27 protein-coding genes and 1 pseudogene are annotated in these 24,410 nt (G+C 57.9%); 18 read left to right on the forward strand and 10 right to left on the reverse strand.

Features of this window, described 5'->3' with window-relative positions; genetic code table 11:
* Positions 1-12: 12 nt before the first annotated feature.
* Positions 13-477 carry a GNAT family N-acetyltransferase gene (locus ACOI8A_RS25225; protein ID WP_420650958.1) on the reverse strand — a complete coding sequence of 155 codons (465 nt, stop codon included), beginning with the start codon at positions 475-477 and terminating at the stop codon, positions 13-15.
* Positions 478-570: 93 nt separating this feature from the next.
* On the opposite strand from ACOI8A_RS25225, the gene ACOI8A_RS25230 reads away from it, so the two are divergent.
* Genes ACOI8A_RS25230 through ACOI8A_RS25240 form a run of 3 tightly spaced genes read left to right on the forward strand, consistent with a single transcriptional unit; the run spans position 571 to position 3,180 of the window.
* The gene (locus ACOI8A_RS25230; RefSeq protein WP_420650919.1) at positions 571-1,926 is read left to right on the forward strand and encodes a PBS lyase; all 1,356 of its coding nucleotides are present in this window, start codon (positions 571-573) and stop codon (positions 1,924-1,926) included.
* A gap of 39 nt (positions 1,927-1,965) precedes the next feature.
* On the forward strand, positions 1,966-2,508 hold the full coding sequence (locus ACOI8A_RS25235) for a GNAT family N-acetyltransferase (RefSeq protein ID WP_420651482.1): 543 nt from the start codon (positions 1,966-1,968) through the stop codon (positions 2,506-2,508).
* Positions 2,509-2,553: 45 nt separating this feature from the next.
* Complete coding sequence (locus ACOI8A_RS25240; protein ID WP_420650917.1) at positions 2,554-3,180, forward strand: glutathione S-transferase family protein; 627 nt, start codon at positions 2,554-2,556, stop codon at positions 3,178-3,180.
* Positions 3,181-3,257: 77 nt separating this feature from the next.
* Here ACOI8A_RS25240 and ACOI8A_RS25245 read toward each other — a convergent pair whose 3' ends face one another.
* From ACOI8A_RS25245 to ACOI8A_RS25260, 4 genes are all read right to left on the reverse strand, one after another.
* Complete coding sequence (locus ACOI8A_RS25245) at positions 3,258-3,554, reverse strand: DUF7660 family protein (RefSeq protein ID WP_420650916.1); 297 nt, start codon at positions 3,552-3,554, stop codon at positions 3,258-3,260.
* Between the two features lie 43 nt (positions 3,555-3,597).
* On the reverse strand, positions 3,598-3,945 hold the full coding sequence (locus ACOI8A_RS25250) for a hypothetical protein (RefSeq protein WP_420650915.1): 348 nt from the start codon (positions 3,943-3,945) through the stop codon (positions 3,598-3,600).
* 103 nt (positions 3,946-4,048) lie between these two features.
* Positions 4,049-4,747, reverse strand: a complete 699-nt coding sequence (locus ACOI8A_RS25255) for a hypothetical protein (protein WP_420650914.1) — start codon at positions 4,745-4,747, stop codon at positions 4,049-4,051.
* A 120-nt stretch (positions 4,748-4,867) separates the two neighbouring features.
* On the reverse strand, positions 4,868-5,227 hold the full coding sequence (locus ACOI8A_RS25260) for a response regulator (RefSeq protein ID WP_420650913.1): 360 nt from the start codon (positions 5,225-5,227) through the stop codon (positions 4,868-4,870).
* A 222-nt stretch (positions 5,228-5,449) separates the two neighbouring features.
* Here ACOI8A_RS25260 and ACOI8A_RS25265 point away from each other — a divergent pair, with 222 nt between their 5' ends.
* Positions 5,450-6,124 (forward strand): HAD family hydrolase, encoded by a 675-nt coding sequence (locus ACOI8A_RS25265; protein WP_420650912.1) that lies wholly within the window; start codon positions 5,450-5,452, stop codon positions 6,122-6,124.
* 39 nt (positions 6,125-6,163) lie between these two features.
* A complete protein-coding gene (locus tag ACOI8A_RS25270) occupies positions 6,164-7,291 on the forward strand; it encodes an ATP-binding protein (protein WP_420650911.1) in 1,128 nt (375 codons plus the stop codon).
* Between the two features lie 6 nt (positions 7,292-7,297).
* On the opposite strand, the gene treZ is transcribed toward ACOI8A_RS25270, so the two are convergent.
* Together treZ and ACOI8A_RS25280 are read right to left on the reverse strand one after the other, a co-directional pair.
* Complete coding sequence (gene treZ / locus ACOI8A_RS25275) at positions 7,298-9,097, reverse strand: malto-oligosyltrehalose trehalohydrolase (protein WP_420650910.1); 1,800 nt, start codon at positions 9,095-9,097, stop codon at positions 7,298-7,300.
* Positions 9,098-9,376 carry a hypothetical protein gene (locus ACOI8A_RS25280; protein ID WP_420650909.1) on the reverse strand — a complete coding sequence of 93 codons (279 nt, stop codon included), beginning with the start codon at positions 9,374-9,376 and terminating at the stop codon, positions 9,098-9,100.
* 221 nt (positions 9,377-9,597) lie between these two features.
* Here ACOI8A_RS25280 and ACOI8A_RS25285 point away from each other — a divergent pair, with 221 nt between their 5' ends.
* Positions 9,598-9,849 carry a DUF6555 family protein gene (locus tag ACOI8A_RS25285; RefSeq protein WP_420650908.1) on the forward strand — a complete coding sequence of 84 codons (252 nt, stop codon included), beginning with the start codon at positions 9,598-9,600 and terminating at the stop codon, positions 9,847-9,849.
* 36 nt (positions 9,850-9,885) lie between these two features.
* On the opposite strand, the gene ACOI8A_RS25290 is transcribed toward ACOI8A_RS25285, so the two are convergent.
* Positions 9,886-10,773, reverse strand: coding sequence for an NAD(P)/FAD-dependent oxidoreductase (locus ACOI8A_RS25290; RefSeq protein WP_420650907.1), 888 nt, complete (start codon positions 10,771-10,773; stop codon positions 9,886-9,888).
* A 141-nt stretch (positions 10,774-10,914) separates the two neighbouring features.
* On the opposite strand from ACOI8A_RS25290, the gene ACOI8A_RS25295 reads away from it, so the two are divergent.
* The 9 genes and pseudogenes from ACOI8A_RS25295 to ACOI8A_RS25335 all read left to right on the forward strand — a co-directional run bounded on the left by ACOI8A_RS25295 (position 10,915) and on the right by ACOI8A_RS25335 (position 19,688).
* The gene (locus ACOI8A_RS25295; RefSeq protein WP_420650906.1) at positions 10,915-11,343 is read left to right on the forward strand and encodes an Rrf2 family transcriptional regulator; all 429 of its coding nucleotides are present in this window, start codon (positions 10,915-10,917) and stop codon (positions 11,341-11,343) included.
* Positions 11,344-11,662: 319 nt separating this feature from the next.
* Positions 11,663-12,265: a hypothetical protein gene (locus ACOI8A_RS25300; RefSeq protein ID WP_420650905.1), complete on the forward strand. Its 603-nt coding sequence runs from the start codon at positions 11,663-11,665 to the stop codon at positions 12,263-12,265.
* A gap of 125 nt (positions 12,266-12,390) precedes the next feature.
* Positions 12,391-12,732: pseudogene (locus tag ACOI8A_RS25305) on the forward strand (IS66 family transposase); the annotation flags it as partial.
* 155 nt (positions 12,733-12,887) lie between these two features.
* Positions 12,888-13,802: an SGNH/GDSL hydrolase family protein gene (locus tag ACOI8A_RS25310; RefSeq protein WP_420650904.1), complete on the forward strand. Its 915-nt coding sequence runs from the start codon at positions 12,888-12,890 to the stop codon at positions 13,800-13,802.
* 350 nt (positions 13,803-14,152) lie between these two features.
* Complete coding sequence (locus ACOI8A_RS25315; protein ID WP_420650903.1) at positions 14,153-14,707, forward strand: YdeI/OmpD-associated family protein; 555 nt, start codon at positions 14,153-14,155, stop codon at positions 14,705-14,707.
* 329 nt (positions 14,708-15,036) lie between these two features.
* Positions 15,037-15,753, forward strand: coding sequence for a DUF695 domain-containing protein (locus tag ACOI8A_RS25320; protein ID WP_420650902.1), 717 nt, complete (start codon positions 15,037-15,039; stop codon positions 15,751-15,753).
* A gap of 56 nt (positions 15,754-15,809) precedes the next feature.
* Positions 15,810-16,430, forward strand: a complete 621-nt coding sequence (locus ACOI8A_RS25325; RefSeq protein ID WP_420650901.1) for a LysE family translocator — start codon at positions 15,810-15,812, stop codon at positions 16,428-16,430.
* A 39-nt stretch (positions 16,431-16,469) separates the two neighbouring features.
* Positions 16,470-17,162: a hypothetical protein gene (locus ACOI8A_RS25330; protein ID WP_420650900.1), complete on the forward strand. Its 693-nt coding sequence runs from the start codon at positions 16,470-16,472 to the stop codon at positions 17,160-17,162.
* Between the two features lie 141 nt (positions 17,163-17,303).
* Complete coding sequence (locus tag ACOI8A_RS25335) at positions 17,304-19,688, forward strand: DUF3772 domain-containing protein (protein ID WP_420650899.1); 2,385 nt, start codon at positions 17,304-17,306, stop codon at positions 19,686-19,688.
* A 12-nt stretch (positions 19,689-19,700) separates the two neighbouring features.
* Here the strand turns inward: ACOI8A_RS25335 and ACOI8A_RS25340 are convergent, their stop codons facing one another.
* A complete protein-coding gene (locus ACOI8A_RS25340) occupies positions 19,701-20,627 on the reverse strand; it encodes a Gfo/Idh/MocA family protein (RefSeq protein ID WP_420650898.1) in 927 nt (308 codons plus the stop codon).
* A gap of 107 nt (positions 20,628-20,734) precedes the next feature.
* Between ACOI8A_RS25340 and ACOI8A_RS25345 the strand changes: the two genes are divergently transcribed.
* Entirely contained in the window at positions 20,735-21,706 is a 972-nt protein-coding gene (locus ACOI8A_RS25345) for an alpha/beta hydrolase (protein ID WP_420650897.1), read from the forward strand.
* Here the strand turns inward: ACOI8A_RS25345 and ACOI8A_RS25350 are convergent.
* The gene (locus tag ACOI8A_RS25350) at positions 21,681-22,145 is read right to left on the reverse strand and encodes a winged helix-turn-helix transcriptional regulator (protein WP_420650896.1); all 465 of its coding nucleotides are present in this window, start codon (positions 22,143-22,145) and stop codon (positions 21,681-21,683) included. The two genes, ACOI8A_RS25345 and ACOI8A_RS25350, sit on opposite strands and share 26 nt — an antisense overlap.
* 136 nt (positions 22,146-22,281) lie before the next feature.
* Here ACOI8A_RS25350 and ACOI8A_RS25355 point away from each other — a divergent pair, with 136 nt between their 5' ends.
* Positions 22,282-23,511, forward strand: coding sequence for an MFS transporter (locus ACOI8A_RS25355; RefSeq protein WP_420650895.1), 1,230 nt, complete (start codon positions 22,282-22,284; stop codon positions 23,509-23,511).
* Positions 23,508-24,404: an EamA family transporter gene (locus tag ACOI8A_RS25360; protein ID WP_420650894.1), complete on the forward strand. Its 897-nt coding sequence runs from the start codon at positions 23,508-23,510 to the stop codon at positions 24,402-24,404. Before ACOI8A_RS25355 ends, ACOI8A_RS25360 begins: the two co-directional genes overlap by 4 nt.
* Positions 24,405-24,410 lie beyond the last annotated feature (6 nt).

A 24,410-nucleotide genomic window follows, 5' to 3' on the forward strand; every position in this document is an offset into this window, starting at 1 on the left:
AGTGACGCGGCGCTAAAGCTGCTTCACCATCGGAATGCACGCCAGTTGCAAACCTGACGGCGAATGATAAATCGCCGTTTGCTCACCTTCATAACCGCTGCGTCGATAGAAGTCCGCCGCATTCAACGTAGCATCCAGGCAGACTTCTTCGAGGCCCAGTTCCCGCGCCACAGACTCAAGGAAACCCAGCATCTGCAGACCGAGGCCGCGCTGCATGAAATCGGGCAGTACGAAGATCGCGCCGATCTCCCGATGCTCGAGATCGAGCATCCCGGTTGCCACCGCCTCGCCCTCGACGCAGCCCAGATAGAAGTGCTTTTCCATCAGCGTGCAATATCCGTCCTCGGCCGCGCCTTTGGTCCAGATCAGCATTTGTTCCTCGGTATAGACGCCGATGCATTGATGCCTGATCGCTCGCAGACGGATGTCGAATGCCACTTGAGCATCGCCGGGGCGGGCGCGTTTGATCTCCATGATTTGAATCTCCTTGTGCTACTGGCCAACCAGCCGGAAAAAGTCGTTAGAGTATCCGCCAAACAGACCGCACCAGCGTACAGAAAGGATTGCAGCGTGAGCTCCACATGGAAATGGCTGGACAGATTGAAGAACAAGCACACATCCGAGTGCAAATGGGAGGAGCGTCGACGCGCCGAAGCGTTGGAGCTGCTGGCGAACGCCAAGGGCAGCGGATCATGGATAGAGCTCAGCACTCACTACAACGGTTTCGTGCGCGAAGTCGCAGTCAGAGAACTGTGCAACGACGCTTCGCCAGAAACACTTGTGGCGCTGATCGTGCGCCTGAATGATTGGGTGCCGCAGATCCGTGAACTGGCGCGGGCCGGGCTGAACCGTTATCTGACGCCCTTCCACGCTTCGGCGTTGTTGTTCGCGCTGGTGCCACTCATTGCGCTGGCTGCGCGGCAAAGAGCCGACCACGGCCCGACCCTGCATGCCGCTCGCGCCGTACTGCAATTGCCCGAGACTCGCGCGCAAGTCCATGCCGATTTCCTTACACGACAGGGTAAAGCCGCGCGCTATCTGTTTGCGCTTTTACTGGAGAACGATCCCGACCCGCAAGGCCTCCTGCGCGATGCCTTGGCTCATCGCGAGCTGATCGTTCGTTTGGATGCAGTAGCTGCCTGCCAGCAATTGCCGGCACAGCAAGCCTCACCTTTGTTAGTTGAGGCTTTGGCGCGTCCGGGGGCGAAAGTGCGGGTGTGCGTGCTTCGCGCTCTACTGCCGTTGTTCGAAGACCCGCGACCACTGTTGCGCAAGACGTTGCTCGATGCATCGCCCGCGATCCGCAGTCTGGCGCGCTGGTCGGCACCGCGTCACGACCTCGATACGCTGGAAGTGTTGAATGAACGGTTGGCGCACGATCACCCGACAGGCAAACGCGAGTGGCTAGGCATCCTTGGTCTGGCGGGCGAAATTGACGCCTGCCTCGACCAACGATGGCTGACCGCAGCGCTGCGCTCCAGCTTTCCCACAGTGCGTCAGGCAACGGCGCGGCTGCTTGGCGAGGCGCATCTGCCCGAGTTACTCGGGGCACTTGATGACCCGTGCGACAAGGTGTTCGCCACAGCAATCGCGCGGCTCGACAAGCAGTCCTGGTCTGCAGTGAACGCGTTGGTCGGCGAGAAACTGGATCGCGACTGGCATGAGTTATCGCCACGTCGCCGCCAACAAATATTACATTTGCGGCCCGGTTGGCAGCAGGTGGCGTACCTGTTGCAGCGACTGGAAAAAGAGCCGGTTGTGGAGGATTTCTGGCTCCACCATCTCAATGCGTGGTGCGATGGTCGCTATGCAGTTCAGGATTCATTTACCCCTAAAACCGAGCGCGAAGCCGTGGTGACAAAACTGCGTGACCTTGCGGCCGTCGGCCTCATATGCAAAGTCAGTGTTACCCGGTTTACCAGATAATTTGCGTAGCCCTTACCCATTCGTCGAGAGCCACACCTCATGGAAGAAATCATCACCTACCGAACCGCCACCGCAGACGACGCACTGACCATGTGCGAGTTGGGTCAATTGCTCAACGCGGTCCACCACGTTGCCCGTCCAGACATTTACGCCGCGCCCACCGAAGATTTTGCGCGTGATCTGCCGCACTGGTCAGGCGTGTTCGAGAAGCCGGGGCACGTTGTATTCATCGCGCATGTCGATCAGCAACCTGTCGCGTTCATTACTGCCAACATAGCGCCAAGCGTCGGCCCCTTGATGCAGCCGATGAATGTGGTGCGCATCGGTTCGGTGTGTGTCGCCGAGCGGTTCTCCGGCAAAGGCATCGGGCGCGGGCTTATTCAGCGTGTCAGGGATTGGGCGGTCAAGCATGACGCGCAGGACTTGAGACTGACGGTCTGGCCGTTCAATGAGCGTGCGGCGCGCATGTATGCGGAGTTCGGGTTTGAGAATCGCGCGGTCGAGATGGGCATGCGCTTGAATCAAAATCCTCCACTGCCGTCAGACAAGTCAATCAATTCAGGGCACTCTGCTGTCGCATAGCAGTCTGCTCATACACCCCCTGGCTGTGCACATTGGAGCGCCGACATGATCATCGTCCACCACCTCAACAACTCACGCTCGCAGCGCATTCTGTGGCTGCTCGAAGAACTCGGTCTGCCCTACGAGATCAAGCGCTATCAGCGCGACCCGAAAACCAATCTCGCGCCGCCGGAACTCAAGGCGATCAATGCGCTGGGAAAATCACCGGTGATTGAGGACGGTGCCAACGTGGTGATCGAATCCGGCGCGATCGTCGACTACCTGATCCGCCGCCATGGCGACGGCCGCCTGCAACCGGACCCGGCCAGCGCCACCTACGACAAGTACGTGCAATGGCTGCACTTCGCCGAAGGCTCGGCGATGCTGCCGCTGATGCTCAACCTGTATGTTGGACGCCTGGGTGACGCCGGCGCGCCGTTGCATCCGCGTATTGAGTCGGAAGTGGCTAACTATCTCGGTTACCTGAACGACGCGCTGGAAAACTCGCCGTATCTGTTGGGCGAAGAACTGACCGGCGCAGATATCCAGATGAGTTTTATCGGCGAAATCGCCGGGGCGCAGGGCAAGTTGCAGGCGTACCCGTATCTCGCGGCGTGGGTGAAGCGCTTTCAGGGTAGAGAGGCTTATCGCAAGGCGCTGGAACAAGGTGGGGAATATGCGTTTGCCAAGTGAGATGCCGTAAAAATGGGGACAGATTTATTTACGGATAATAAATCTGTCCCCCTTTCTACCCATCTTCGCATTGCCGCTTACTCATAAAACTTGCCAGCGAGCAGAATTTCCGCACAACGCTGCCATACATTGGGTTGCGAAGTACTCGACGGAGTATTCCTGGAGTCAGCGGTCGCCCAGGCAGCTGCTGCATCCAGAAACGCATCGACAGATCCATTCTCCCAACCCAAAACCCCGGGCCCGTGCGGAGATGAGGGAGTCGACCGTTCCAGCACACGCTCTCTGGCAAAGTCACCACCTAGCGCCTGAACAAACGCGATAAACGATTGCTCATCGTTCACGTTTTCCAACAATTCATCCAAATCTACAGGCATCGCTATCCTCATATCGGGTTGCTGGCGTTGGGATCTGCGGAAACTAACTTCTAAGCTTGCGCATGATTTGATCGACCATCGGCCTCGTGTATTTCTCAGCCGGGTTGGTCTCCGGAGGATCGTAACGGCGAATCCATTCACCTTGATCGAATGCCTGATAAAGGGCGAAAGCCGGCTGAGGCATATCGTCAGTCATCCCCACTTCAACCACAGCACCTATGATCCCGTTCATGACAGCATCGCAAAAATCATAGCTCAGGGCCCTCTGTAGGTAGCCATGCGCAACTGCGACAGACAACTCGTTCAGCAGGTCTGTCGGCGCAATATCGAACTTTTCGCAAGAGACGGCCAGATCACCCAGCGTCAAGCCATCTGCTTCGGCTTCGCGCAAAAGTCGGTTGAGTTCGTGCGTGGGAAATATCCTGGTCATACGCCTCGCAGAGTCTGCTTGGGGTTGAGGTGCATTAGCTCATCGAGCACCAAAATGGCCGCGTTCACTCGTTCAAATCGCTGATCAGATAGCCGCCGACAATTTGCGAAACGCCGGTCAACGCCGTGCGCACCAACTCGGGCTCGGTGCGATAGCGCAGCGGCTCGTAACCGTAGGTGTTGGCGCCGTTGAACGCGGTGATCGGTTCATTGCGTTGCCAGATCAACTCGTCGCCGCGCTTCATCACACCGCTCACCCCGATAGTTGGGTAGACCACACTGCTGAAGCCTTGAGTCAGTGCGAAACCCCAACTGAAAATCGTCAGCTCGATCTGCGCATCAGCCGGCTCGTTCTCGCCGACGATTTTGAAACGGCCGCTGGCGGCGAGTTTTTCCTCGAAACTCTTCTTTACCAGATCGCCGAGATTGATGTCGGCGGTTTCCATGTTGTAAAGGATCGCATCGACCGTCGACATCGACGCCAGATCGCCCGCCTTCATACCCGCGGCAAATCCGGCACCGCCCAACGCCGCCGTGCCAATTTTGCCGGCCCCCGCCGCCAAACCAACACCGGTTCCAACGCCCGCGCCAATGGCTGCGCCCCAGGCTTGTTCTCGGCCCATGTAACTCATTTCCTTGGGCTTCCACGCGACCGGCAGAATTTTCACGGTGTGGATCTGTGTGCGGTATTCGGGTTTGAATTTCTGGTTGGCACATCCGGCCAGTAACAGAACGGCGAACATCAGGACAGCGAACTTCTTCATGAAGGACTCATGTATAGAGAAAGGTACGGGCAGGTTGTCGTCACCGGGCTGAAATTCTGTAAAAAAGAATCAAGAAGGGACAGATGGGAACGCCAGATCGTGGCAGCTGCTCGCGCGATCCTACTCGGGCAAATACTCCGTAATCGCGCTGTGCAACACATCAAGCGTCCATGGCTTGCGCAGGAACATTGCGTGATCGGGAAGTAAGTCCTCCGGCATCGTGCGGTTGCCGGAGGTAATGATCACGGGCAAAGATGGCCACCGTACCCAGATCACTTTTGCCAACCCTATTCCATCCATGCTACCTGGCATGCAAACGTCGGTTATGACCAACGCCACTGAAGAACAGTCAACCAAAGTGGTGAGTGCGTCATCCGCAGAGGCGCAATCCAGCACTCGAAAACCCAGCAGCGAGACAGCCTCCACGATCAGGGAGCGCAATGTTTCGTCATCTTCTACTACCAACACCGTAAGCGACATATCGTAAATCCCAAGACCTTGATACTTAGTGCTGTCGCGGCTGCTGGACGTTTTACGTGGCTGACCAGTGGTCTGAATCGACGCAATCAGTCTGCAGTTGCAAGCCTGTCTCGAGCAAAAGAATGAACGACTCCCCCCTCATGCTTTCGAAAAATAGAGCACGTCTAATCAAGAGGTGCAGGAAGTTCATTTTTACGATGCAAGCAACAGACAGGTATCCGCATGCGCCCGCAGACTTCATTTATTTTCGACCTTGATGGCACGTTGACCGACAGCGTTTACCAGAATGTATTCGCCTGGAAAGCGGCGCTGGATTCAGAAGGTATTCCGCTGGCAATGTGGCGTATTCACCGCAAGATCGGCATGAGCGGCGGGCTGATGCTGAAAACGCTGTCGCGGGAAACCGGGCAAGAGATCAGCGCAGAACAGGCGCAAAGGCTGAGCAAAAAGCACGCTGAGGTTTATCAGGATCTGCGCCATCAGATCACCGCCCTGCCCGGCGCGATTGAATTGCTGGGCACGTTGACCGAAGAGAAATTGAAATGGTGCATTGCCACCAGCGGCGGGATCGCAACGGCGAGCATCAATTTGAAGGCGCTCGGGCTTGATCCGCAAGGCGTCAATCTCATCACGCGCGATGACGTCAAGTACGGCAAACCGGATCCCGACCTGTTTCTGGCAGCAGCGCAAAAACTCGATGCGCCGATAGAACAATGCCTGGTGATTGGCGACGCGGTATGGGACATGCTCGCGGCCAGACGCAGCAAGGCAACCGGCATCGGTCTGTTGTCGGGCGGCTATGACACGGGTGAGCTTGAGCGCGCCGGCGCGCTGCGGGTTTACGAGGATCCTTTGAGCCTGTTGCAGCATCTGGATGAGGTTGCATCGCGTCCATAGCCCGTCGCGTACTTTGTATTTTTGATCAGGATCTCCTACATGCGGCTGTCAGATTTCATCACCGACAACATCGAGCCCATCTTGCAGGACTGGGAAGATTTCGCACGGACCATCGACACGCCTGGCGCACCGTTAGGTACCACCGCGTTGCGTGATCACGCCGAACAGATGCTCCAGGCCATCGTGGTCGATCTGCGCACCAAGCAAACGGCCCAGGAGCAGCTTGCGAAATCCCATGGCAACGCGCCTGCCAGCCCGGTCGAAACGCCTGCGGAAACCCACGCTGTCACCCGACTGATGGCAGGTTTCACCATCGATCAGATGGCGTCCGAGTACCGTGCGCTCAGGGCGAGCGTGCTCAGTCAGTGGTCACAGCACATGAGGGCTGGAACCCCCCTGGATGTTGACGACATGACGCGGTTTCACGAAGCGATCGATCAGGCGCTGGCGGAGTCCATCGCCAGCTACTCGAGCGCGGTCGAAGTGTCACGCAACGTCTTTCTGGGCATTCTCGGGCATGATTTGAGAACGCCGCTGGGCGCTATTTTGCTCGGGGCCGACATGTTGCGACGCTCGGAGGACATCGGACCCAGAGGGACCAAAATCGCATCGCAGATTTACACCAGCGTCAAACGCGCCAGCCAGATTGTCGGCGATCTGCTGGATCTGACGCGATGCCAGATGGGCCCGGGGATTCCGGTGAAAAGAGAGCGGCTGGACCTGGTGCCTTTGTGCGAGCGCATTGTTGATGAGCTTCGGGCATTCCATCCAGGCACGGAAATCCTCTTAGAGAAAAGCACTTCCTGTGAGGGCGAGTTTGACGGCGCGCGAATGGAGCAGGTGTTCTCCAACATGATCGGCAACGCCGTGCAGCACGGTGATAACCAGCAACCTGTGAGGGTGACACTGGACGCTTCGCAGGATGGTGTGACGTTCTCGGTACACAACAGTGGTCAACCGATTCCGGACGATGTGCTGCCGTTCATTTTCAACCCGATGGGCCGGTTTTCTCAGCACCCGGTTGCCGACCATGGGCCCAGTGAAAGTCTGGGTCTGGGTTTGTTCATCGCGTCGGAGATCGTTACGTCACACGGTGGCGCCGTCGAGGTCATTTCAAAGCACGGAAGCGGCACCACTTTCGTGGTAACGATGCCGAAGCGTGCGTGAAGCCCTTCACGCGTCCACCTCGCTCGATTGAAGCGTGACTAAAACCGCATAGCGATCAAGCGACAAGCGTAGCGAATCTTCCTCATTCCTCGCAGGAAGCTCGTAGAGCATTCGGCCCACAGGATTTTCGAACTGGTAGACGATCCGATCCGAGAGATTCAAATCGATCCGAAGAATTGATCCGTCGCCCATGCACCAACGCGCCGATACCGCTTTATCACCCAGCACCAGTGTTTCAATCGCTTTGGCGCCAGGCAGTCGGGGCAAAATCTCACGCTGGCGTAGTTGCAGCAGCTCACGGTACAAGGCCAACCAGTCGGCGGGATTGAGGTCTTGGTCTTTTTGCTTTGATGGTGCATCCAGTGCCGGTATCGAGTTTTCGAATGACGATGTGGCGTTCGGATCAGGGATGCGCTCGCGTGTTTCTTTGTCCGCAAACGCGGCAAAATTTTCAAACTCCCCTCGCCGCCCTTCACGCACTTGCTGCGCCAGTTCATCGCGAAAGTCAGTGAAGAACAGAAACGGCTGATCGGCCCCACATTCGTCGCCCATGAAGATCAACGGAATCATCGGCGAGAGCAGCAACAAAACCGTAGCAGCGCGCAAGGCTGGCGTGGGAGCAAGATGTACCAGCCGTTCGCCGAAAGCGCGATTGCCGATCTGATCGTGGTTTTGCAGGAACAGCACAAATGCACTCGGCGGCAACTGCGCGCTGCATTCCCCGCGGGGCAGGCCATCGCTGGTCGTCTCGCCCTGGTAAACAAATCCCTCGCTCAGCATCCGGGCCAGTTTTTGCGTGGTGGCTTGCGCGAAGTCGGCGTAATAGGCGTCGGTCTCGCCGGTGAGCAGCACGTGCAGCGTGTTATGCCCGTCGTCATTCCACTGCGCATCGAAACCTTGTTCAAGTCGATGCGCCTCGTTCAGTTCGTTCTCCAGGATCAACCAGACCTGACGCGCTGCGTCGCACTGCTGTCGAACGCGTTGCGAAAACTCCTCGAGAAAAGTCGGATCCTCGATGGCGTGGACGGCGTCCAGCCGCAAGCCATCAAAACGGTAGTCCTGAAGCCACATCAGCGCGCTGTCGATGAAAAAATCGCGCACTTCACGCCGCCGGTAATCGATGGCATCGCCCCACGGCGTCTCCTTATCGCTGCGGAAAAACTCCTTGGCATACGCATTCAGATTATTACCGTCTGGTCCGAAGTGGTTGTAGACCACGTCCAGCACCACCGCCAAACCCAGCCCGTGCGCGGTGTCGATCAACGACTTGAGTTCGTGTGGAGATCCGTAGGATGCCTGCGGCGCGTACGGGAACACGCCGTCATAACCCCAGTTATGAATACCCGGGAACTGCGCGAGCGGCATCAGCTCGATAGCCGTCACGCCCAGATCAGCCAGGCGAGGCAACATTGCCTCCACTGCCGCATAGCCGCCCACCAGGCCAACGTGGAGTTCGTAAAAGATCGCCTCATGCCAGCGTCGACCCTGCCAAGCCTGATGTTGCCAACGAAAGACGTTTTGATCGAGCACCACGCTGTACCCATAAATGTCTTCAGCCTGAGCGCGCGAAGCCGGATCAGGAACCTCCAGATGGCCGTCAATTCTGTACTTGTAGAGAGTGCCCGCCACGCATTCGACTTCGAGCACGAACCAGCCACCCTGTTGTGCTGGCATCGGCCATGAGCGACCGTCGGAGGTCACGACACTGACTGTCTGCGCATCAGGCGCCCACAGCGCGAAACGCGTCAGCCCGGAATCCATGCAGATTGCGCCGTGGCGTGCGCGCAAATCGGTCGGCAGATCCATTCAATCCTCCTTCGATGTGTCTTGCTCGCCACGCTGGTAATCTTCGCCCGCGACTGCCCGCAAGTAAGCCTGATCGGCGGCCACGCGCAGCTCGCGCCACTCATCCCAGTCAACGATGCACTTGCGATCCATCTCATCTGCCTGACGCAGAAGCTCTTCGTGATAGCTGTCCGGGCAATCCATCCGCAACGCGCAATTTTCAAAAGTGCGATACCAGGAATCCAGCGCACGCAGGCGCCGGAGTTGCGCGGGCAGGAGCATGATTTTGAAATGACTCATGGCAGCGTCGATCCCGATAGGTTTCAGAATGGAGCTTCGGAATTGACGGCCGGTTCAGAACGTCCGACGAGGGGTGGTGTTCTTCTTGCCTGCACTGCCCATCAGGGGCCGCACAATGAAAAATATTCGCGCAGATTCATGGGCTTGTAATTGCCCGGAAAAATCTTGGAATTTTCTCTGGCGCAGTCACTCCTTGTGTTTATGAGCTAGAGGAGGGTCTCATGAACACTGATATTTTCGTCATCGAATACAAACTCCATGGCAAGCCGAAGTCCTTCGTCATCCGCACAAAATCGATGCGCAATGCGGACGCGTGGCACTGGGCGAGTTGTGATGCGGGGATGGCGCCAATCCCGAAACCCGGTAGGCCGCCACTCAAGGTAGTGTCCAAACCGCAAGCGGAGAAGTACGGGGTGACAGAAGTAAAGTGGCGCGAGACCGAGTCGCTGGAGTGGTCGGAGGTTACGACCTGATCACTCGATTGGCTTTGCAGGTCTCGATGCCTGCATTCAGCGAAAAATCAGCGACTGGTGGACCGCGCCTCCCGTGCGTGCACCGTCGCCCACGGCGATTGCCACATTGCCCGCGCCAACGGCCGCATCCCCGCAGGCAAATACGCCGGGGACGGTTGTTTCGCGCATCGCGTCGATCTTGAGGAACTCCCCCGTTGGCCCGGCTTCAAACTCGCAACCCAGTTGCGCCGCCAATGGGCTGCCCATGCGCGTCAGAGGCTGAGTAAACAACCCGGCAAATTTGATTACACGGCCGCTGGCGAGTAACACATCGGCTTGTTCCCCGCCTACCGACAACACAGGTTCGCGCTCTATCACAACGCCACGACCGGCGAGCTTTTCCAACTGTTCGGCATCCGGCTCGAATGCCTGGTTGAGCAACAGCGTTGTTGGCCCCCAGTCGGGCAACATCAGTGCTTGGTGAATCGCTACAGGCGACGCGGCCAATACCCCGATCGGCCCGCTGTCGAGTTCATAGCCGTGGCAATACGGACAGTGAAACACGCGCTGCCCCCAGCGCTCTGCCAGTCCGGGAACCTTGGGCAATTCATCCACTACGCCGGTGGCCAGGATCAGACGCCGTGCGGCAAACTCGCGCCCGTTTTCGGCCGTTATCACCAATCCATCGCCGCCCGCCTTCGCCTGCATGGCCGACTGCGAAAGCCACTCCACAGTCGGGTAAGCAAGCAACTGAGCGCGTGCCTCCTCGGCAATCGCTGCGGGGTCGCGACCGTCCTGCCCGAGAAATCCATGCGAGGCGTGAGCAAAGCGATTGCGCCGCTGACCCGCGTCAATCACCAACACCTTTCGCCGCGCCCGCGCCAGTTGCAAGCCTGCGGAAATGCCGGAATAACTGCCGCCAACAATGATCACGTCATAAACCATGGGTGTGTCTCCGTGAGTCTTCGACCTGCTCGAAGAATTCTAGACACACCGTAAGTTACGTGACATTCAGGTGTCAACGGTCTCGTAACTTATGCTGTATCGAGCGATACTCGACGCACGCAATTCAGAAGATCACCATCCATGAGAAACGACACCCGCCTGTCGCGCATGCTGCACGTACTGATCCACATGGCCCGCCACGAACAACCGGCCACCTCCGACACCATCGCAAAGATGCTCGGCACCAATCCAGTGGTGGTCCGACGCACCATGGCGCTGCTCAAGGAACAGGGTTATGTAAGTTCGGAAAAGGGTCACCGTGGCGGCTGGACGCTGGCGAAACCGCTGGCAGAAATGACGCTGCTGGATATCCATCAGGCCTTGGGTTCGTCCAGTCTTTTCGCCATCGGGTTGTCGACTGACCATCCAAAATGCCTGGTCGAACAAGCGGTAAACGCTGCGCTGACGGATGCGTTTGACGCGGCGCAGGCGTTGCTTCTGGAGCGATTGGGCAGTGTCACGCTTGAGCAGTTGGCGGAGGATTTTGAGCGGCGGTATCAGAGTTTGTAATTGCGTTAGGGAGGGACAGTGACGTGAAATATCCGCCTCCTTTTTTGTGCTCTCTTTGGCCTCTGTATTTCCGAAACTGTTTTAGTCCGGGTACGTTGATTTTTCGTACTGGCGTACTAGCATCACCTTGATGGCGACTTCATTACTTCAGGGACGGTACAAGGACATGAACATAAGGGCTATTATTCTCGCACTCTTCACGCTGCCTCTTCTTTTCGGGTGCAGCAAAGACGACGCGGCGGGTTCACCCACTTGGCCATGGGGAGAATCAGGAATAACTAACCTCCAAGGATGCAGGTCCACTTGCACAACTACTGAGATGTATCAGTCGGTGATCGCTGCAACGTCGTTTTGCAGGCAAGTAAGTAATTTCTATGAAGGCACCGGCAACATCAATTCGCGAACGAAGCTCGGCGTGAAAGTCCTCGGTGTTTTAGCCGGCAGCATTTTTGGAGTAACCGCTGGCGGTACGGCAGCCAAGGCTTGGTCGTCTCTGTCCGGTGCGACGAATGGTATCCAGACCGACTTGGGTGATGAGGCACTCGTCAGGTCCAATCGCGCTAGAGTCATTAGCGGTTTGTTGGATAAATTCCATACGGAAATCAGAAACTCCCTAACCGACAGCACTACAACCGATGCGGAGCGAGCTAAAGTTGTTTTAGCTTCGATTTCCGTGAGCGGGCGATGTGCAACATACTCACAAGAGTTACCCGTAGACGAATCTGCCAAGATGGAAGAAAAGGTCACTGCAATTAACAAGCTCGTAAACGACCGATTAAAAACGCCTGAGCAGCTTGCGGCGGATAAAATTACTGCCGAGAAAGCAGTTGAAAAGTCGGTCGCAGCCGATAAGGCATATGCGGAAATGAAGGCCACAGAAGATGCTACTAAAAAGAGCACAGCAGGCGCACCGAAACACTAAACCAAGAATGAATTGGACAAAAAAGCAATAGTGGACGCGTTTACATTATTTATTGAGATAAATGTGACCAGCGTGCCTCCATAGGATGGGAGAGGGACAGAAAATAAATCTGTCCCTTTTTGAATCGCCAGATCGTGCACGATGGCTCGGCGATAAGCAAAGCTCTGGATTACAGCCTCAAACGCTGGACGGCGCTGTCGCGCTATCTCGATAACGGGGCCGTACCAATTGACAATAATTGGTGCGAGAACCAAATCCGACCGTGGGCGTTGGGTCGCAAGAACTGGCTCTTTGCAGGTTCGCTGCGCAGCGGAAAACGAGCGGCCGCGATCATGAGTTTGATCCAATCAGCGCGCCTCAACGGGCATGATCCGTATGCTTATTTGAAGGACGTGCTCACGCGCCTGCCGACGCAGCGGGCGAGTGAAATCGATCAGTTGCTGCCGCATAAGTGGCAGCTGGTTTAATTACGCAAGGCGTGAGGCCGGACGCATACGGCTACCCGCTACCACCAGTCGCGAACAGGACAGTCTTTGCGCACATGGCTAAACATACGTCGCAACCGTGGCGAAGAAAAAATTTCGCCGCCGGTAGTCTGAGGTGACAACCTGGGAGACTTTCAATGACTCGATGCGCTTGCTTGGCCGCTCTATTGACACTGACCGCATCAACCGCCTTTGGCGCCCCCAGCTACGATCATCTCTATGCTTTCGGTGACAGCTACTCTGACAATGGTGCGGGTCAAACCTTCACTAGAACATTGGCCACGCAGAAGGTCAAAGATGCACAGGAGTTACCCGGTTCGTTGTATTGGAAGGGACGCTGGAGCAATGGCCCCACCGCCGTCGAGGGCTTGGCTCACGCCTTGAAAACCCCCTTGACCGACTACGGGATTGGCGGTGCCAAGAGCGGCAACGGCAACTACTATGCTTGGATGGAACCCTCTCGCGACACTGGGGTTTTCGGCCAAATCGATGATCATCTCAAAGCCGCTAAAACGCACAAAGCGGATCCGAATTCGCTCTATTTCATTTTCATCTCAGCCAACGACTTTTTTGAATGGGCCGACTTCTCGCACCCAGAGTCGATTGACGTGCTGAGCCAGAACAGCGTGGCGAACATAAAAAAGGCCGCCGAGACGCTTATTGCAGCAGGCGCGAAGCACTTGATGGTGGTGGGGACTACGGATTTGAGTCATGTGCCGGCTGTGGTGCAGGGCAATCAAGTCAAGGATGCAACAGAATACCAGCAGATACTCGAACAAAAACTGCCAGCAGCGCTAACAACACTGGCTAAAGCCCATCACGTCAGTATTAGTTACTTTGACCACCTGGCCTTCAGCAACAAGCTTCGCGCTGCACCCGATGTTGCGGGTTTGAAGGATCTGGATACCCCGTGCCAAGCTACCTATCCGGACGTCAAGCCCGTGTGTGAAAATCCAGATGCCCATTACTACTGGGATGAATGGCACCCGACCCGCAAAGTCCACACTCTGGCCGCCGAGGCGATGCTTGAAACGTTAAAAGCTAGCCGCTGAGGTTCTCTATCAGGTCATAGCCGGCGAGCGGGCTCAGGGATGCGCGCGCAAATCATTGCCAAGGCAGGGATAGACAGTCAGTCTGAGGCTATCTACCCCTCGCGCTTCTGATCTGGACGCTATTGGGTAAATTACGCGAAAACCATTGTCCTTAGTGTTGGGATCTGGAAGGTGTGTTCGTCGGACGATTACGCAAGCGTTGCTTCTGAAACGGTTAGGGAGTGTCACGCTTGCGCAGTCGTCGGAGGATTTGAGCGGCGGTGTCAGAGTTTTTAATGATTGTTCGGGGCGGGACAGGCGCATCCCCTTTTGGCTCTTTTTAGCTCTTTTTGGCTTTTGGAGGAGTTGCAATGACCACAATCGCTGTGACATCCCGATTCGAAGCAGAGCTTCTTCGTCCGGCACAGCCCGGTGATGATACGACGTGGGCGTTCGTAGTTCTGCCAAGAGACGCGAGTGAACAGCTTCCGAGGCGAGGACGCACGACAGTTGAAGGCACAATCAATGGCCACCATTTCCAGGCAACCCTTGAGCCGGATGGTCAGTTGAGCCATTGGCTGCAGGTGAGTAGGCAATTACAAGAAGCCGCAGGCGCGGCCGCTGGGGATGTCATTACGCTAGAACTGACCCCTGTGAAAAAAGAGCCCGAGCCTGACATCCCGGCAGATTTTCAGGAGGCATTGGCAGCCAATCCTGAGGCTCGTAACGTCTGGAACAATACGACGACCATTGCGCGAGTAGACTGGATACACTGGATTACTTCAGCCAAACAACACAAGACACGCGTAAAACGCATGGGTGATGCCTGCGAAATGCTCGCATCCGGCAAGAAGCAGGTTTGCTGTTTCGACCAGTCTGGTTACTACAGCAAGGCATTCCGTGCGCCCGAGGCAGCTAATCATTAGCGGTGCGCGGCAACAACGACCAATCCGCCCTATGGGCCGAAGCCCTCCCCGATCTCCTGACCTTTGATCTCAATGGCTACCAAGCCCTGCTCGTCCACGATATCACCGCCCCACGGACAAAGCGCCAGACATGGTAGTTGCGGCAATTCCCCCGCCTATTCAGTGACTTAGGCATAACTTCGAGTTTTGATGTTGCAGTGGCATCGTGATATCGGCGACCCTTGCAGCACGTCGGCCAGCCAGAGACCAGTCTCACCAAACACGAACTCTTCGCCGAGTTATCGAAGCCAAAATCATTTTTTCGCGCCACGTCATCCAAGGAAGGTACTTTGACTCACGCCAGCAGCAACGATCCACAGACACTCACAAGCGCACGGCCATTGGTGTGGTTGTTGGCGTTTGCGTGCGTGCTCATCACCGGGTGTGCGACTCCTCCCCCGCCAGAACCCTCTCGCGACGAGTGCCTGGACGCCGGCCCCGCCAAAAGCGCGGCTTACGATGCTTGTGAGGCTTCCAGGACGTTGCAAAGAGCCGCGGCGCTGCGTGCACTTCTCGACGACACCGGTGCCTCAAACCGGCAAATGGCACTCGCCGACCCGGAGGATATCCCTTACCAAGAGGCCGATTTTCCAGACATCGCCAGCCCCATGAGATACCGCATGAATGGCTCGATAACGGTGATTGACAAGCAGGCGCTGCCTTTCAAAGTCCGGGTCACTTGGAAGTACACATCGAAAACCTTCTTGCCGGAAGCCATCGAACTTGAGCGGATGGATAAAATGGAAGACCTGTTGCTGTCGGCCGTCAAGGATCAAGGGCCGGCAAAGTGGGTGTGCACAGTTACTGGAGAGCATCGGCGGGAATGGATCTTCTACACCCCGAGCGATCTGGTCTTCATCTCGCGGCTACAGTCGGTCCTCGCACCCACCGGGCCTTATCCTGTCGAGTGGAGCACACGAAAAGAACCCCTGCGCGGGGCCAACGGGCAGACAGACAACAACCTGCCTGACGAAGTCAGGATCACGCCCAAATTATGCATGGAGTGAGGTAAACGGGAGAATCCGCTAACCTGCTCGCGCACCCACCGGAAACTTACGCATCCATGTCCATCGCCGACAACCTCCTCGCCTTCATCCTCGCCGCCACAGTGCTGACGCTGACGCCCGGTCTCGACACCGCGTTGATCTTGCGCACCGCGACCGTTGAAGGCCGGCAACAAGCCTTTCGCGCCGCGCTGGGCATCAATGCCGGCTGTCTGCTCTGGGGCGCTGCAGTCGCGTTCGGCCTGGGTGCGTTGATCGCCGTTTCCGAGTTGGCCTACAACGTATTGAAGTACTGCGGCGCGGCGTATCTGGCGTGGCTCGGCTTGAATATGCTGCTGCGCCCTCGCCGCTCGCTAGGCGCGGTTGAGGCCAACGGCAAATCGGGTTCGAGCTGGTTTTTAAAAGGCATGCTCGGCAATGTACTCAACCCGAAGATCGGGATTTTCTACGTGTCTTTTCTGCCGCAGTTCATTCCGCAGGGCGCGCCGCTGGTGGCGTGGACGTTCGGGCTGGTGAGCATTCATGTAGTGCTGGGTTTGATCTGGTCCTCGGTGTTGATCGGCGCTACGCAGCCGCTGTCGGGGTTTCTGCGGCGTGAGAAGGTGATCCGCTGGATGGATCGCACCACGGGGCTGATTTTCGTGTTGTTCGCTGCGCGGTTGGCTTTCAGCAAGCGCTGATCTGGCCGTTATTTCCGTACCGCATGAGGAGTTGACGACATGAGGATCTGCTGCCCGACATTCTGGTCGCAAGACTCCGGCATTGATTACGGCGCAGGGGAACTGCGCATCGGCGATATTTTGCCGAGCGTTGGCGAAAGCACGTTCGCCTGGTTCGAAAGCCGCGAGCCGGTAAGCGTCGGTGAAACAGTGCGGGTCATGTGGTGCCCGCCTGTTGCCGATTTGAACGGTTGGGATGAGCAGCCATCAGAGATTGCACAGAGTTACCTTCTGGAGGTGAAAGTGGTGGGTGCCGCTCCAGTCACTGGAATTGTGCATGCGGCGCACTACGGGCAATGCAGATACGAATTACAGGTTCTCTCTTGCGAAAGATTGCTGTCGGTTTTGCGCAAGTTTCAGGAAGATTCAAAATCCGATCATGTGCCGGTTCTGCCAGACAATCTGCGGGCATGGGAAGAATTGAGCTGGTGCGGTAGCGCCGTCATTCAGGAGTTCACTTACCTGACAGCGAATACCGCGTTTGAAGCATCTATGCAGTTGATCCTCAAAGTCAGCAGCGAAGAGATCGTCGTCCTGTTTTCCTGGCACGCCGATCCGGGGGGCGTTTACTGCCAGCTTGGCAGGACAAGCCTCGCAGCTTACGAACGACTGATCATCGCGCGCGCACTCGGCGAAGCACAGCCGCTATATGACTCGCAACCGGCATATTTAGCGAGTGGCCCGTCGGCATGAGGTTTTTTCGCCATGTCACAACGACACGATCAATCCGCATCTGAATCATTTGCTCAACTACTCCACCCCAAACTTTTCCTCGCTCCGCGTTTCGATCACCTAACCTCTTAGGATTGTGTGATCAACCCGGTTCGAGCCCCCATGCAAAAAGCATTATTGTTTTTCTTCGCACTTTTCCTCCTCGGCCCAGCCATCGCGTCAGTGTCGGCCGCCGATCTGCCGGGCACGGCCGAGATCAACACCACCGCGCCGCTCCCCGGCGTGACTCAAACCGATTTGCAGGCACTGCAACAGCGCCTTGACGGTCTCAAACAGCAGATCTCCTCCGCGAACAATTACAACCAGCTCGAAGGCCCGCAGGATCGGGTGCAGGCGTTTATTCTGGATCTGGATCGGTTGTCGGCCTCGTTGTTGCCGCAGCAGGCGCAGTTGATCGTGCAGCTTGGTGTTTTGGGCGCGGCGCCGGTCGGTGAGGTAGCGGCCGAGCAGGCAGATATCGTGGCGCAGCGTGCGGCCTTGACCGAGCAAAAGAACAAGGTCGATACCGCGCTGAAGAATGTCGCGACGCTGAAGCAAAGTGCGACTGAACTGATCACCCAGATCGCTGGCATCAGGCGCACGCTGCTGGAAAGCGAATTGACTCTGCGCAGCCACAGTGTGTTGAGCACCGGGTTCTGGGCGCCGCTGGTTGCGCCGTCGTGGGACGACCGTCACCGGTTGGGGGGGTTTGTTGATCAAATCAAGGCAACCGGTGCCGAAGCATTGAGGCCGCAACAGCGGTTTTACACCGGCGTTCTGGTGCTGCTGGCCTGGCTGGTGTGGACGTTGGGCCGGCGGTTCGCTGATCGGTGGCTGGCATGGGTGTGTATTCATCGGATGCCGGAGGGACGCTTGCGCCGCAGTTCGCTGGCATTCGCTTCCGCGCTGGCAACGCTGGCGGCCACAGCGATTGCGCTGGAGTTGTTGTTTTACGCCTGCACTCGGCATGTACCGTTGCCGCCGATGCTGGCGACGTTTTCCGATGAATTCGAGAAGGTGGTTTATGCCTGTGTGCTGATCACCGGGTTGAGCCGCGCGTTGCTCTCGACCGAGCGTCCGACGTGGCGTTTGCCGGGGATGGCGGACGAGGTCGCACTCACACTCAAGCCATTCTTTCAGATTCTCGCCGGTACGCTGTTGGTGCTGGTAACGCTGGTGCAGATCTTCAACGCTGCCGGGATGAGCAGCCAGATAGTGATATCCGGGCGTGGGGTGATTGCGCTGGTGGTGATGGGGATTGTGGCGACGTTGCTGTACCGACTCGGCAAGGTGCGCAAGGCGCTGGCGGCGGCCGGTGAAGCGCCGGTCGCGGGCAATACATTTGCCGGTGTGGTGTACACCGTCGCCACTCTGGCAATGGTAATTGCGCTCGGCGCGCTGCTGATCGGCTACGTGTCGCTGGCGCGTTTTATCACTTACGAGCTGGTGTGGGCGTTCATCGTGTTCTGCGGATTTTATCTGCTGATGCAACTGCTCAAGGACAGCTGCGAGTACCTGTTCTCGCCGCGCCACTCCAGCGGCAAGGCGTTGAAGCAGCTGCTGGGCATCGGTGATCGACGTCTTGAACAAGCCTCGACGCTACTGGCGGGCGTGGGGCGCGCCGGATTGTTGCTGCTGGCGGTGATTACCATGTTCGTCGGCGGTATCGGCACGACGCTCGGGCAACTGATCGCCAACATCGGCACCATCCTTGGCGGTGCCGGGCTGCGCAAATTGAACATCGTGCCTGGGCACTTGCTCAACGCGATGCTGGCGCTGCTGATCGGCATCTACCTGATCCGCGCTTTGCGCCGCTGGCTCGACCACGAGTTTCTGCCCAAAACCGATATGGACCCGGGCATGTGCGCCTCGTTGAGCACACTGTTTTCCAACATCGGTTATGCGTTGGTGATCCTGCTGACGCTGTCGTCGCTGGGCGTGCAGTGGACCAATCTGGCGTGGATCGTCAGTGCGTTGTCGGTGGGTATCGGCTTTGGTTTGCAGGAGATCGTAAAGAATTTTGTCTCCGGTCTGATTCTGCTGACCGAGCGCCCGGTCAAGGTCGGCGATTTGATCAGCATCAGCGGCGTCGAGGGCGATATCCGCCGCATCAATGTGCGCGCCACCGAGATCCAGCTCAGCGATCGCTCGATTGTGATCGTGCCCAATTCGCAGCTGATCTCGCAGAATCTGCGCAACGTCACGCTCGGCGGCAGTGCTCAGGGCGTGGCGACGCTGGAGTTGATGTTTCCGCTGGACATTGACCCGGAGCAGGTGCAGAACCTGCTGTTCGACACCTACACCGAACACGAAACCATTCTCGCAAACCCGGCGCCATTCGTGCGCTTCAGCAAGCTGTCGCCGGACGGCATCACATTGACGGTAACCGGTTACGTCGCCAGTCCGAGGATTGTCGGCACGACCAAGAGTGATCTGCTGTTCGAGATTCTCAAACGCTTGAGCGCGGCGGGAATCGAGCTGGCAAAACCGGCCCAACCGCCCGCCTGACGCTTGCGCCGGTCAGTCGTAGAACGGTGCGACCAACTCGCGGCTACCGACGAAGAAACTGTCGGCCACCAGCCGCAGCGGTTGCAGATCGAGGTCGCTGGTTTTGTCGTTGATCAACTGCTGGAAATGTCGGTACACCGCCGCATACTCACCCTCCTCCGACACCGCTTGGCGCACGCCGTCGATGCTCAACACTGCGCCACCGTTGTCGAGGCGCAGCACACCTTCGGCGCAACGGACTTCGATGCTCCACAGTTCATCGTGACCGTGATCGAAATCAAACTCGGCGCGCACATCGAGTTGGCGCGCGTCCGACATTTTGATCGACGCGGCAATCGGCGACTGGCAGTTGCTCGGGACGCGCAGCTCGGCGGATTCGACAAACAGCGGCAGCGCCAGCAGGTGGGTGGCAATCGACAAGGCGTTGATGCCCGGATCGAATACGCCGAGGCCGCCGGGTTGCCAGATCCACGCCTGACCGGGGTGCCATTTGCGCACGTCTTCCTTCCAGTCGATCTGCACACTTTGCAGAGTGCGGCTGGCCAGCCAGTCACGCGCCGCTGCGATGCCCGGCGCGTAACGCGAATGCCAGGCGAACAGCCCACTGACGCCTTGCGCGTTGACCTGATCGACCAGCGCCAGCGCTTCACCGAGGGTTGGGCACGGCGGTTTTTCCACCAGTACGTGCTTGCCGGCGGCCAGCGCTTGCTGCACCAGCGCGAAGCGACCTTGCGGCGGCGTGCAGAAGGCAACCGCATCGACCTGCGGGCCGTTTTCCAGCAGCTCGCTCAGGGATCGGAAATTCTCAACGCCGACGCAAGGCTGCCCTTGCGTTGCCACGGCCACCAATTCAAACGCCGGGTTGGCCATGATCGCTGGCACGTGTTGATCCTGGGCAATCTTGCCGTAGCCCACCAGACCGAGACGGATCGGTTGCATCAATGACTCCTGATTTTTGTCTTGTTTTAGGAAGCGCTTATGGGTCACGCGCGGTCACACTACAATGCGCGACTTCGCGGGGCTAATCCTGACAAGGGAGTGAAAGATTGGATAGCAAAGAATTTGCACCATTAGACCAAAGAGATCTGGAGCAGGTGCAGCGCTTCAACCGCAAGCTCAAGTGGTTGCCGCGTTTTCGCATTCGTAATCGTCTGACGCCGCGTCTGATTCAGGGTTTGTTGCGGGTCGCGCAAATCTCTGGCGCGGGGACATTGCGTGGGGTTGTTGCCGAGACCAAGGTCATCACGGTGGAGGGCGTGCCCGTTCCTTTGCGCATTATCCGGCCCAAAGGCCAGGCAAAGGGCGTGGTGCTGGATTACCACGGTGGCGGCTGGGTGATTGGCAATGCGCAGATGGATGACGCCTTCAACGTGGCGATGGTCAACGCATGCGAGGTGGTCACCGTGTCGGTCGATTACCGGTTGGCGGTGTCGACGCCGATCGAAGGGTTGCTGAGTGACTGCCTTGGCGCGGCGCGTTGGCTGTTGGGCGACTGCGAAGAATTCAAGGACCTGCCGGTTATCGTCGTCGGCGAATCCGCTGGTGCGCATCTCGCTGCTGCAACGTTGTTGTCACTGAAAGCCTCGCCCGACTTGCTCAAACGCGTACGCGGGACGGTTCTGTATTACGGCGTCTATGACCTGACCGGAACGCCCAGCGTGCGCGCCGCTGGCCCGGATACACTGTTGCTCGACGGCCCGGGTATGGTTGAAGCACTGCGCATGCTCACGCCAGACAGGAGCGACGAACAACGCCGCCAACCGCAGCTATCGCCCCTGTATGGCGACTTCAACGGTCTGCCGCCAGCGCTGCTGTTTGCAGGTGAGCTCGATCCGTTGCGTGACGACACGCTGCTGATCGCCCGGCAGTGGATGAAAGCCGCCGAAGTTGACCTGCACCTGTTGCCGGCCTGTCCCCATGGCTTCATTCACTTCCCCACAACTGTCGCAGCACGGGTTCTGAGCCACAGCCGACAGTGGATCAACACACAAATCAACCAGGCAGCTTGCCGCCAATAAGGCGTATCCGGTGGCAGTCACGCGGCCCGAGTTTCTCACCGTTTGCCGAGCGCACTTCAATCGGCAGCAGCGGTTGGTCGGAGGCGTTATCCAGCAACAGCGAGCGCGTCTCCTGCGGCTCGAACAGATGGCGCTCGCCCCACTGGCGCATGCTGATTACCAGCGGAAAAATCTCGCGTCCCTTCTCCGTCAGGACGTATTCCTTGTAGGCGCTGCCGTCCGACGCCGGTTGCACGTCAAACACCCCGACCTCGACCAAAGCTTTCAGGCGCGACGCCAGAATATTTTTGGCTACGCCGAGGCTTTTCTGAAATTCACTGAAGCGACGAATGTCGTCAAACGCATCGCGGATGATCATCAGCGACCAGCGATCGCCAATAGCCTCAAGGGTTCTGGCGACTGGGCATTCGTTGCCTGACGGTGATGCGACTTCGACCATGTTGGGACCTCCCGGAATTTGATCATGGCGAGTCTAGCGACCCGCCAGGCGAAACATGGTTGCAATTTGAAACCTGATATTGCAACAATCAGCTCAGGTTTTAATTTGAAACCAGTTTAACGCCATGGAGGCGTGCATGACAGCAGATGCAAAATTGGCCATCAACACATCGCGTGCGACTGACGGGCTATCGCCGGCGCTGACGTTTTTGTTTTCCGTCACCTGCGCGCTGGCAGTGGCCAACGTTTACTTTGCCCAACCGTTGCTCGACTCCATGGCTCAGAGCCTGGGCGTAGATGCGTCGATGATCGGGATCGTGGTGACGGCGACTCAGGTCGGTTACGCGGTCGGGTTGTTGTTCATCGTGCCGCTGGGGGATCTGGTCAATCGCAAGCGGCTGGTTCTGGCTCAAGTCCTGTTGTCGTCAGCGGCGCTCGCGGCTGTCGGCGCTGCACAGCAATGGCTGGTCCTGTTGGGCGCGATGGTCGCGGTGGGTTTGTTGGCCGTGGTGGTTCAAGTGCTGGTGGCTTACACCGCGATGCTCGCAACGCCCGCACAACGCGGACAAGCCGTGGGCACGGTCACCAGCGGCATCGTGCTGGGCATTCTGTTGGCGCGCTTTACTTCTGGCGTGATCGCAGATCTAGCGGGATGGCGCGCGGTTTATTTTGTGTCCTCGGGGCTGATGCTGAGCATCGCCGCAGTGCTGTGGAAAGTCGCGCCGGTCACCGCGCCGCCGCCCCATCGAGAGTCGTATCTGGCGCTGATCGCTTCGCTGTTCAAACTGTTCATCACCGAACGCACGCTGAGGGTTCGGGGCCTGCTGGCGATGTTGATCTTCGGCGCTTTCTCGGTGCTGTGGACGTCGATGGTGCTGCCATTGAGCGCCCCGCCGCTGTCGCTTTCTCATACGGCGATCGGCCTGTTTGGCCTGGCCGGTGTGGCCGGCGCGCTGGCGGCCAGAAGTGCCGGTCGCTGGGCTGACCGGGGTTTTGGGCAACGGGTGACTGGCATATCCCTCGCGCTGCTGACGCTTTCATGGCTGCCCAGCAGTTTTGCCGAGTCTTCGCTGATCGCGCTAGTCATCGGCGTGATCCTGCTCGACTTCGCGGTGCAGGCCGTGCACGTCACCAACCAGAGCATGATCTTCGCCGCACGACCCGACGCGCAAAGTCGCATGGTCGGCGCGTACATGTGTTTCTACTCAGTCGGTAGCGCACTGGGCGCCGTCGCCGCGACTCAGGTTTACGCGCGCTGGGGCTGGATCGCCGTTAGCCTGCTGGGCGCTGCGATCAGCGCGACCGCCCTGCTCCTGTGGTTTCTCACGCTTCATCACTCACCGTCCGCTCAAGGAAGACCCGCATGAAGGCCAGGCACCTGTTACTCGCTATTGCGATTACCGCAATCTGGGGCATCAATTTCTCGGTGATCAAACTGGGACTGACCACGGTTGACCCGTTCATCCTCGCCGGCATTCGCTTCACCCTGTGCGCGCTGCCGGCGATCCTGTTCATCCCGAAACCTGACGTGCAGTGGCGCTACATCATCGGCTACGGGCTGGTGTTCGGCATCGGGTTGTGGGGTGTGGTCAACCTTGGGATCAAGTCGGGGCTTTCGGCGGGCATTGCTTCGCTGGTGCTGCAGTTCAGCGCGTTCTTCACCATTCTGCTCGGGTCGTGGGTGTTCAAGGAACGGATCTCGCGCTTTCAATACGCGGGCATGGCGCTGGCGCTGTGTGGTCTGCTGAGCATTCTTTCGATCGTCGATGGCACCGTCACCACGCTTGGCTTAAGCCTGGTGCTGCTCGGCGCAGTTGCCTGGAGCGCGGCCAACGTGATCAACAAGAAAGCCAGAACCACCGAGGTTTTTGCGTTTCTGGTGTGGTCGAGTGCGTTCTCGCCGATACCGCTGTTTGCGCTGGATTACGCGGTGAACGGCACGACGGGGTACAGCGCATTGGTCAGCCAACTCGACTACCGCGCCGTCCTGTCGATCCTGTTCCAAGTCTATCCCAACACACTGTTCGGCTACTGGGTATGGAACTCGTTGCTCAAGCAATATCCGGTGTCCACCGTCGCGCCATTGTCGTTGCTGGTGCCGGTGTTCGGGTTGCTGGGTTCGGTGGCGATTTTTGATGAGCAGTTGTCGTTGAACAAGATTGTTGCGGTGGTGCTGATCGTGTCGGGGCTTGGGGTCGGGTTGTATGGGCAGCGGATACTGGCGGCGGTGTTGAACCGCTTTGCGCCAGCTCCACAATGATCGTGC

Source organism: Pseudomonas sp. P4795, from assembly GCF_048822895.1.
GTDB lineage: Bacteria > Pseudomonadota > Gammaproteobacteria > Pseudomonadales > Pseudomonadaceae > Aquipseudomonas.

Coding starts and splice junctions, on each gene's coding strand:
- ACOI8A_RS25235 (WP_420651482.1), top strand. CDS start 1,966: ATGGAAGAAATCATCACCTACCGAACCGCCACCGCAGACGACGCACTG.
- ACOI8A_RS25240 (WP_420650917.1), top strand. CDS start 2,554: ATGATCATCGTCCACCACCTCAACAACTCACGCTCGCAGCGCATTCTG.
- ACOI8A_RS25245 (WP_420650916.1), bottom strand. CDS start 3,554: ATGCCTGTAGATTTGGATGAATTGTTGGAAAACGTGAACGATGAGCAA.
- ACOI8A_RS25255 (WP_420650914.1), bottom strand. CDS start 4,747: ATGAAGAAGTTCGCTGTCCTGATGTTCGCCGTTCTGTTACTGGCCGGA.
- ACOI8A_RS25260 (WP_420650913.1), bottom strand. CDS start 5,227: ATGTCGCTTACGGTGTTGGTAGTAGAAGATGACGAAACATTGCGCTCC.
- ACOI8A_RS25265 (WP_420650912.1), top strand. CDS start 5,450: ATGCGCCCGCAGACTTCATTTATTTTCGACCTTGATGGCACGTTGACC.
- ACOI8A_RS25270 (WP_420650911.1), top strand. CDS start 6,164: ATGCGGCTGTCAGATTTCATCACCGACAACATCGAGCCCATCTTGCAG.
- treZ (WP_420650910.1), bottom strand. CDS start 9,097: ATGGATCTGCCGACCGATTTGCGCGCACGCCACGGCGCAATCTGCATG.
- ACOI8A_RS25280 (WP_420650909.1), bottom strand. CDS start 9,376: ATGAGTCATTTCAAAATCATGCTCCTGCCCGCGCAACTCCGGCGCCTG.
- ACOI8A_RS25285 (WP_420650908.1), top strand. CDS start 9,598: ATGAACACTGATATTTTCGTCATCGAATACAAACTCCATGGCAAGCCG.
- ACOI8A_RS25290 (WP_420650907.1), bottom strand. CDS start 10,773: ATGGTTTATGACGTGATCATTGTTGGCGGCAGTTATTCCGGCATTTCC.
- ACOI8A_RS25295 (WP_420650906.1), top strand. CDS start 10,915: ATGAGAAACGACACCCGCCTGTCGCGCATGCTGCACGTACTGATCCAC.
- ACOI8A_RS25300 (WP_420650905.1), top strand. CDS start 11,663: ATGTATCAGTCGGTGATCGCTGCAACGTCGTTTTGCAGGCAAGTAAGT.
- ACOI8A_RS25310 (WP_420650904.1), top strand. CDS start 12,888: ATGACTCGATGCGCTTGCTTGGCCGCTCTATTGACACTGACCGCATCA.
- ACOI8A_RS25315 (WP_420650903.1), top strand. CDS start 14,153: ATGACCACAATCGCTGTGACATCCCGATTCGAAGCAGAGCTTCTTCGT.
- ACOI8A_RS25325 (WP_420650901.1), top strand. CDS start 15,810: ATGTCCATCGCCGACAACCTCCTCGCCTTCATCCTCGCCGCCACAGTG.
- ACOI8A_RS25330 (WP_420650900.1), top strand. CDS start 16,470: ATGAGGATCTGCTGCCCGACATTCTGGTCGCAAGACTCCGGCATTGAT.
- ACOI8A_RS25335 (WP_420650899.1), top strand. CDS start 17,304: ATGCAAAAAGCATTATTGTTTTTCTTCGCACTTTTCCTCCTCGGCCCA.
- ACOI8A_RS25340 (WP_420650898.1), bottom strand. CDS start 20,627: ATGCAACCGATCCGTCTCGGTCTGGTGGGCTACGGCAAGATTGCCCAG.
- ACOI8A_RS25350 (WP_420650896.1), bottom strand. CDS start 22,145: ATGGTCGAAGTCGCATCACCGTCAGGCAACGAATGCCCAGTCGCCAGA.
- ACOI8A_RS25355 (WP_420650895.1), top strand. CDS start 22,282: ATGACAGCAGATGCAAAATTGGCCATCAACACATCGCGTGCGACTGAC.
- ACOI8A_RS25360 (WP_420650894.1), top strand. CDS start 23,508: ATGAAGGCCAGGCACCTGTTACTCGCTATTGCGATTACCGCAATCTGG.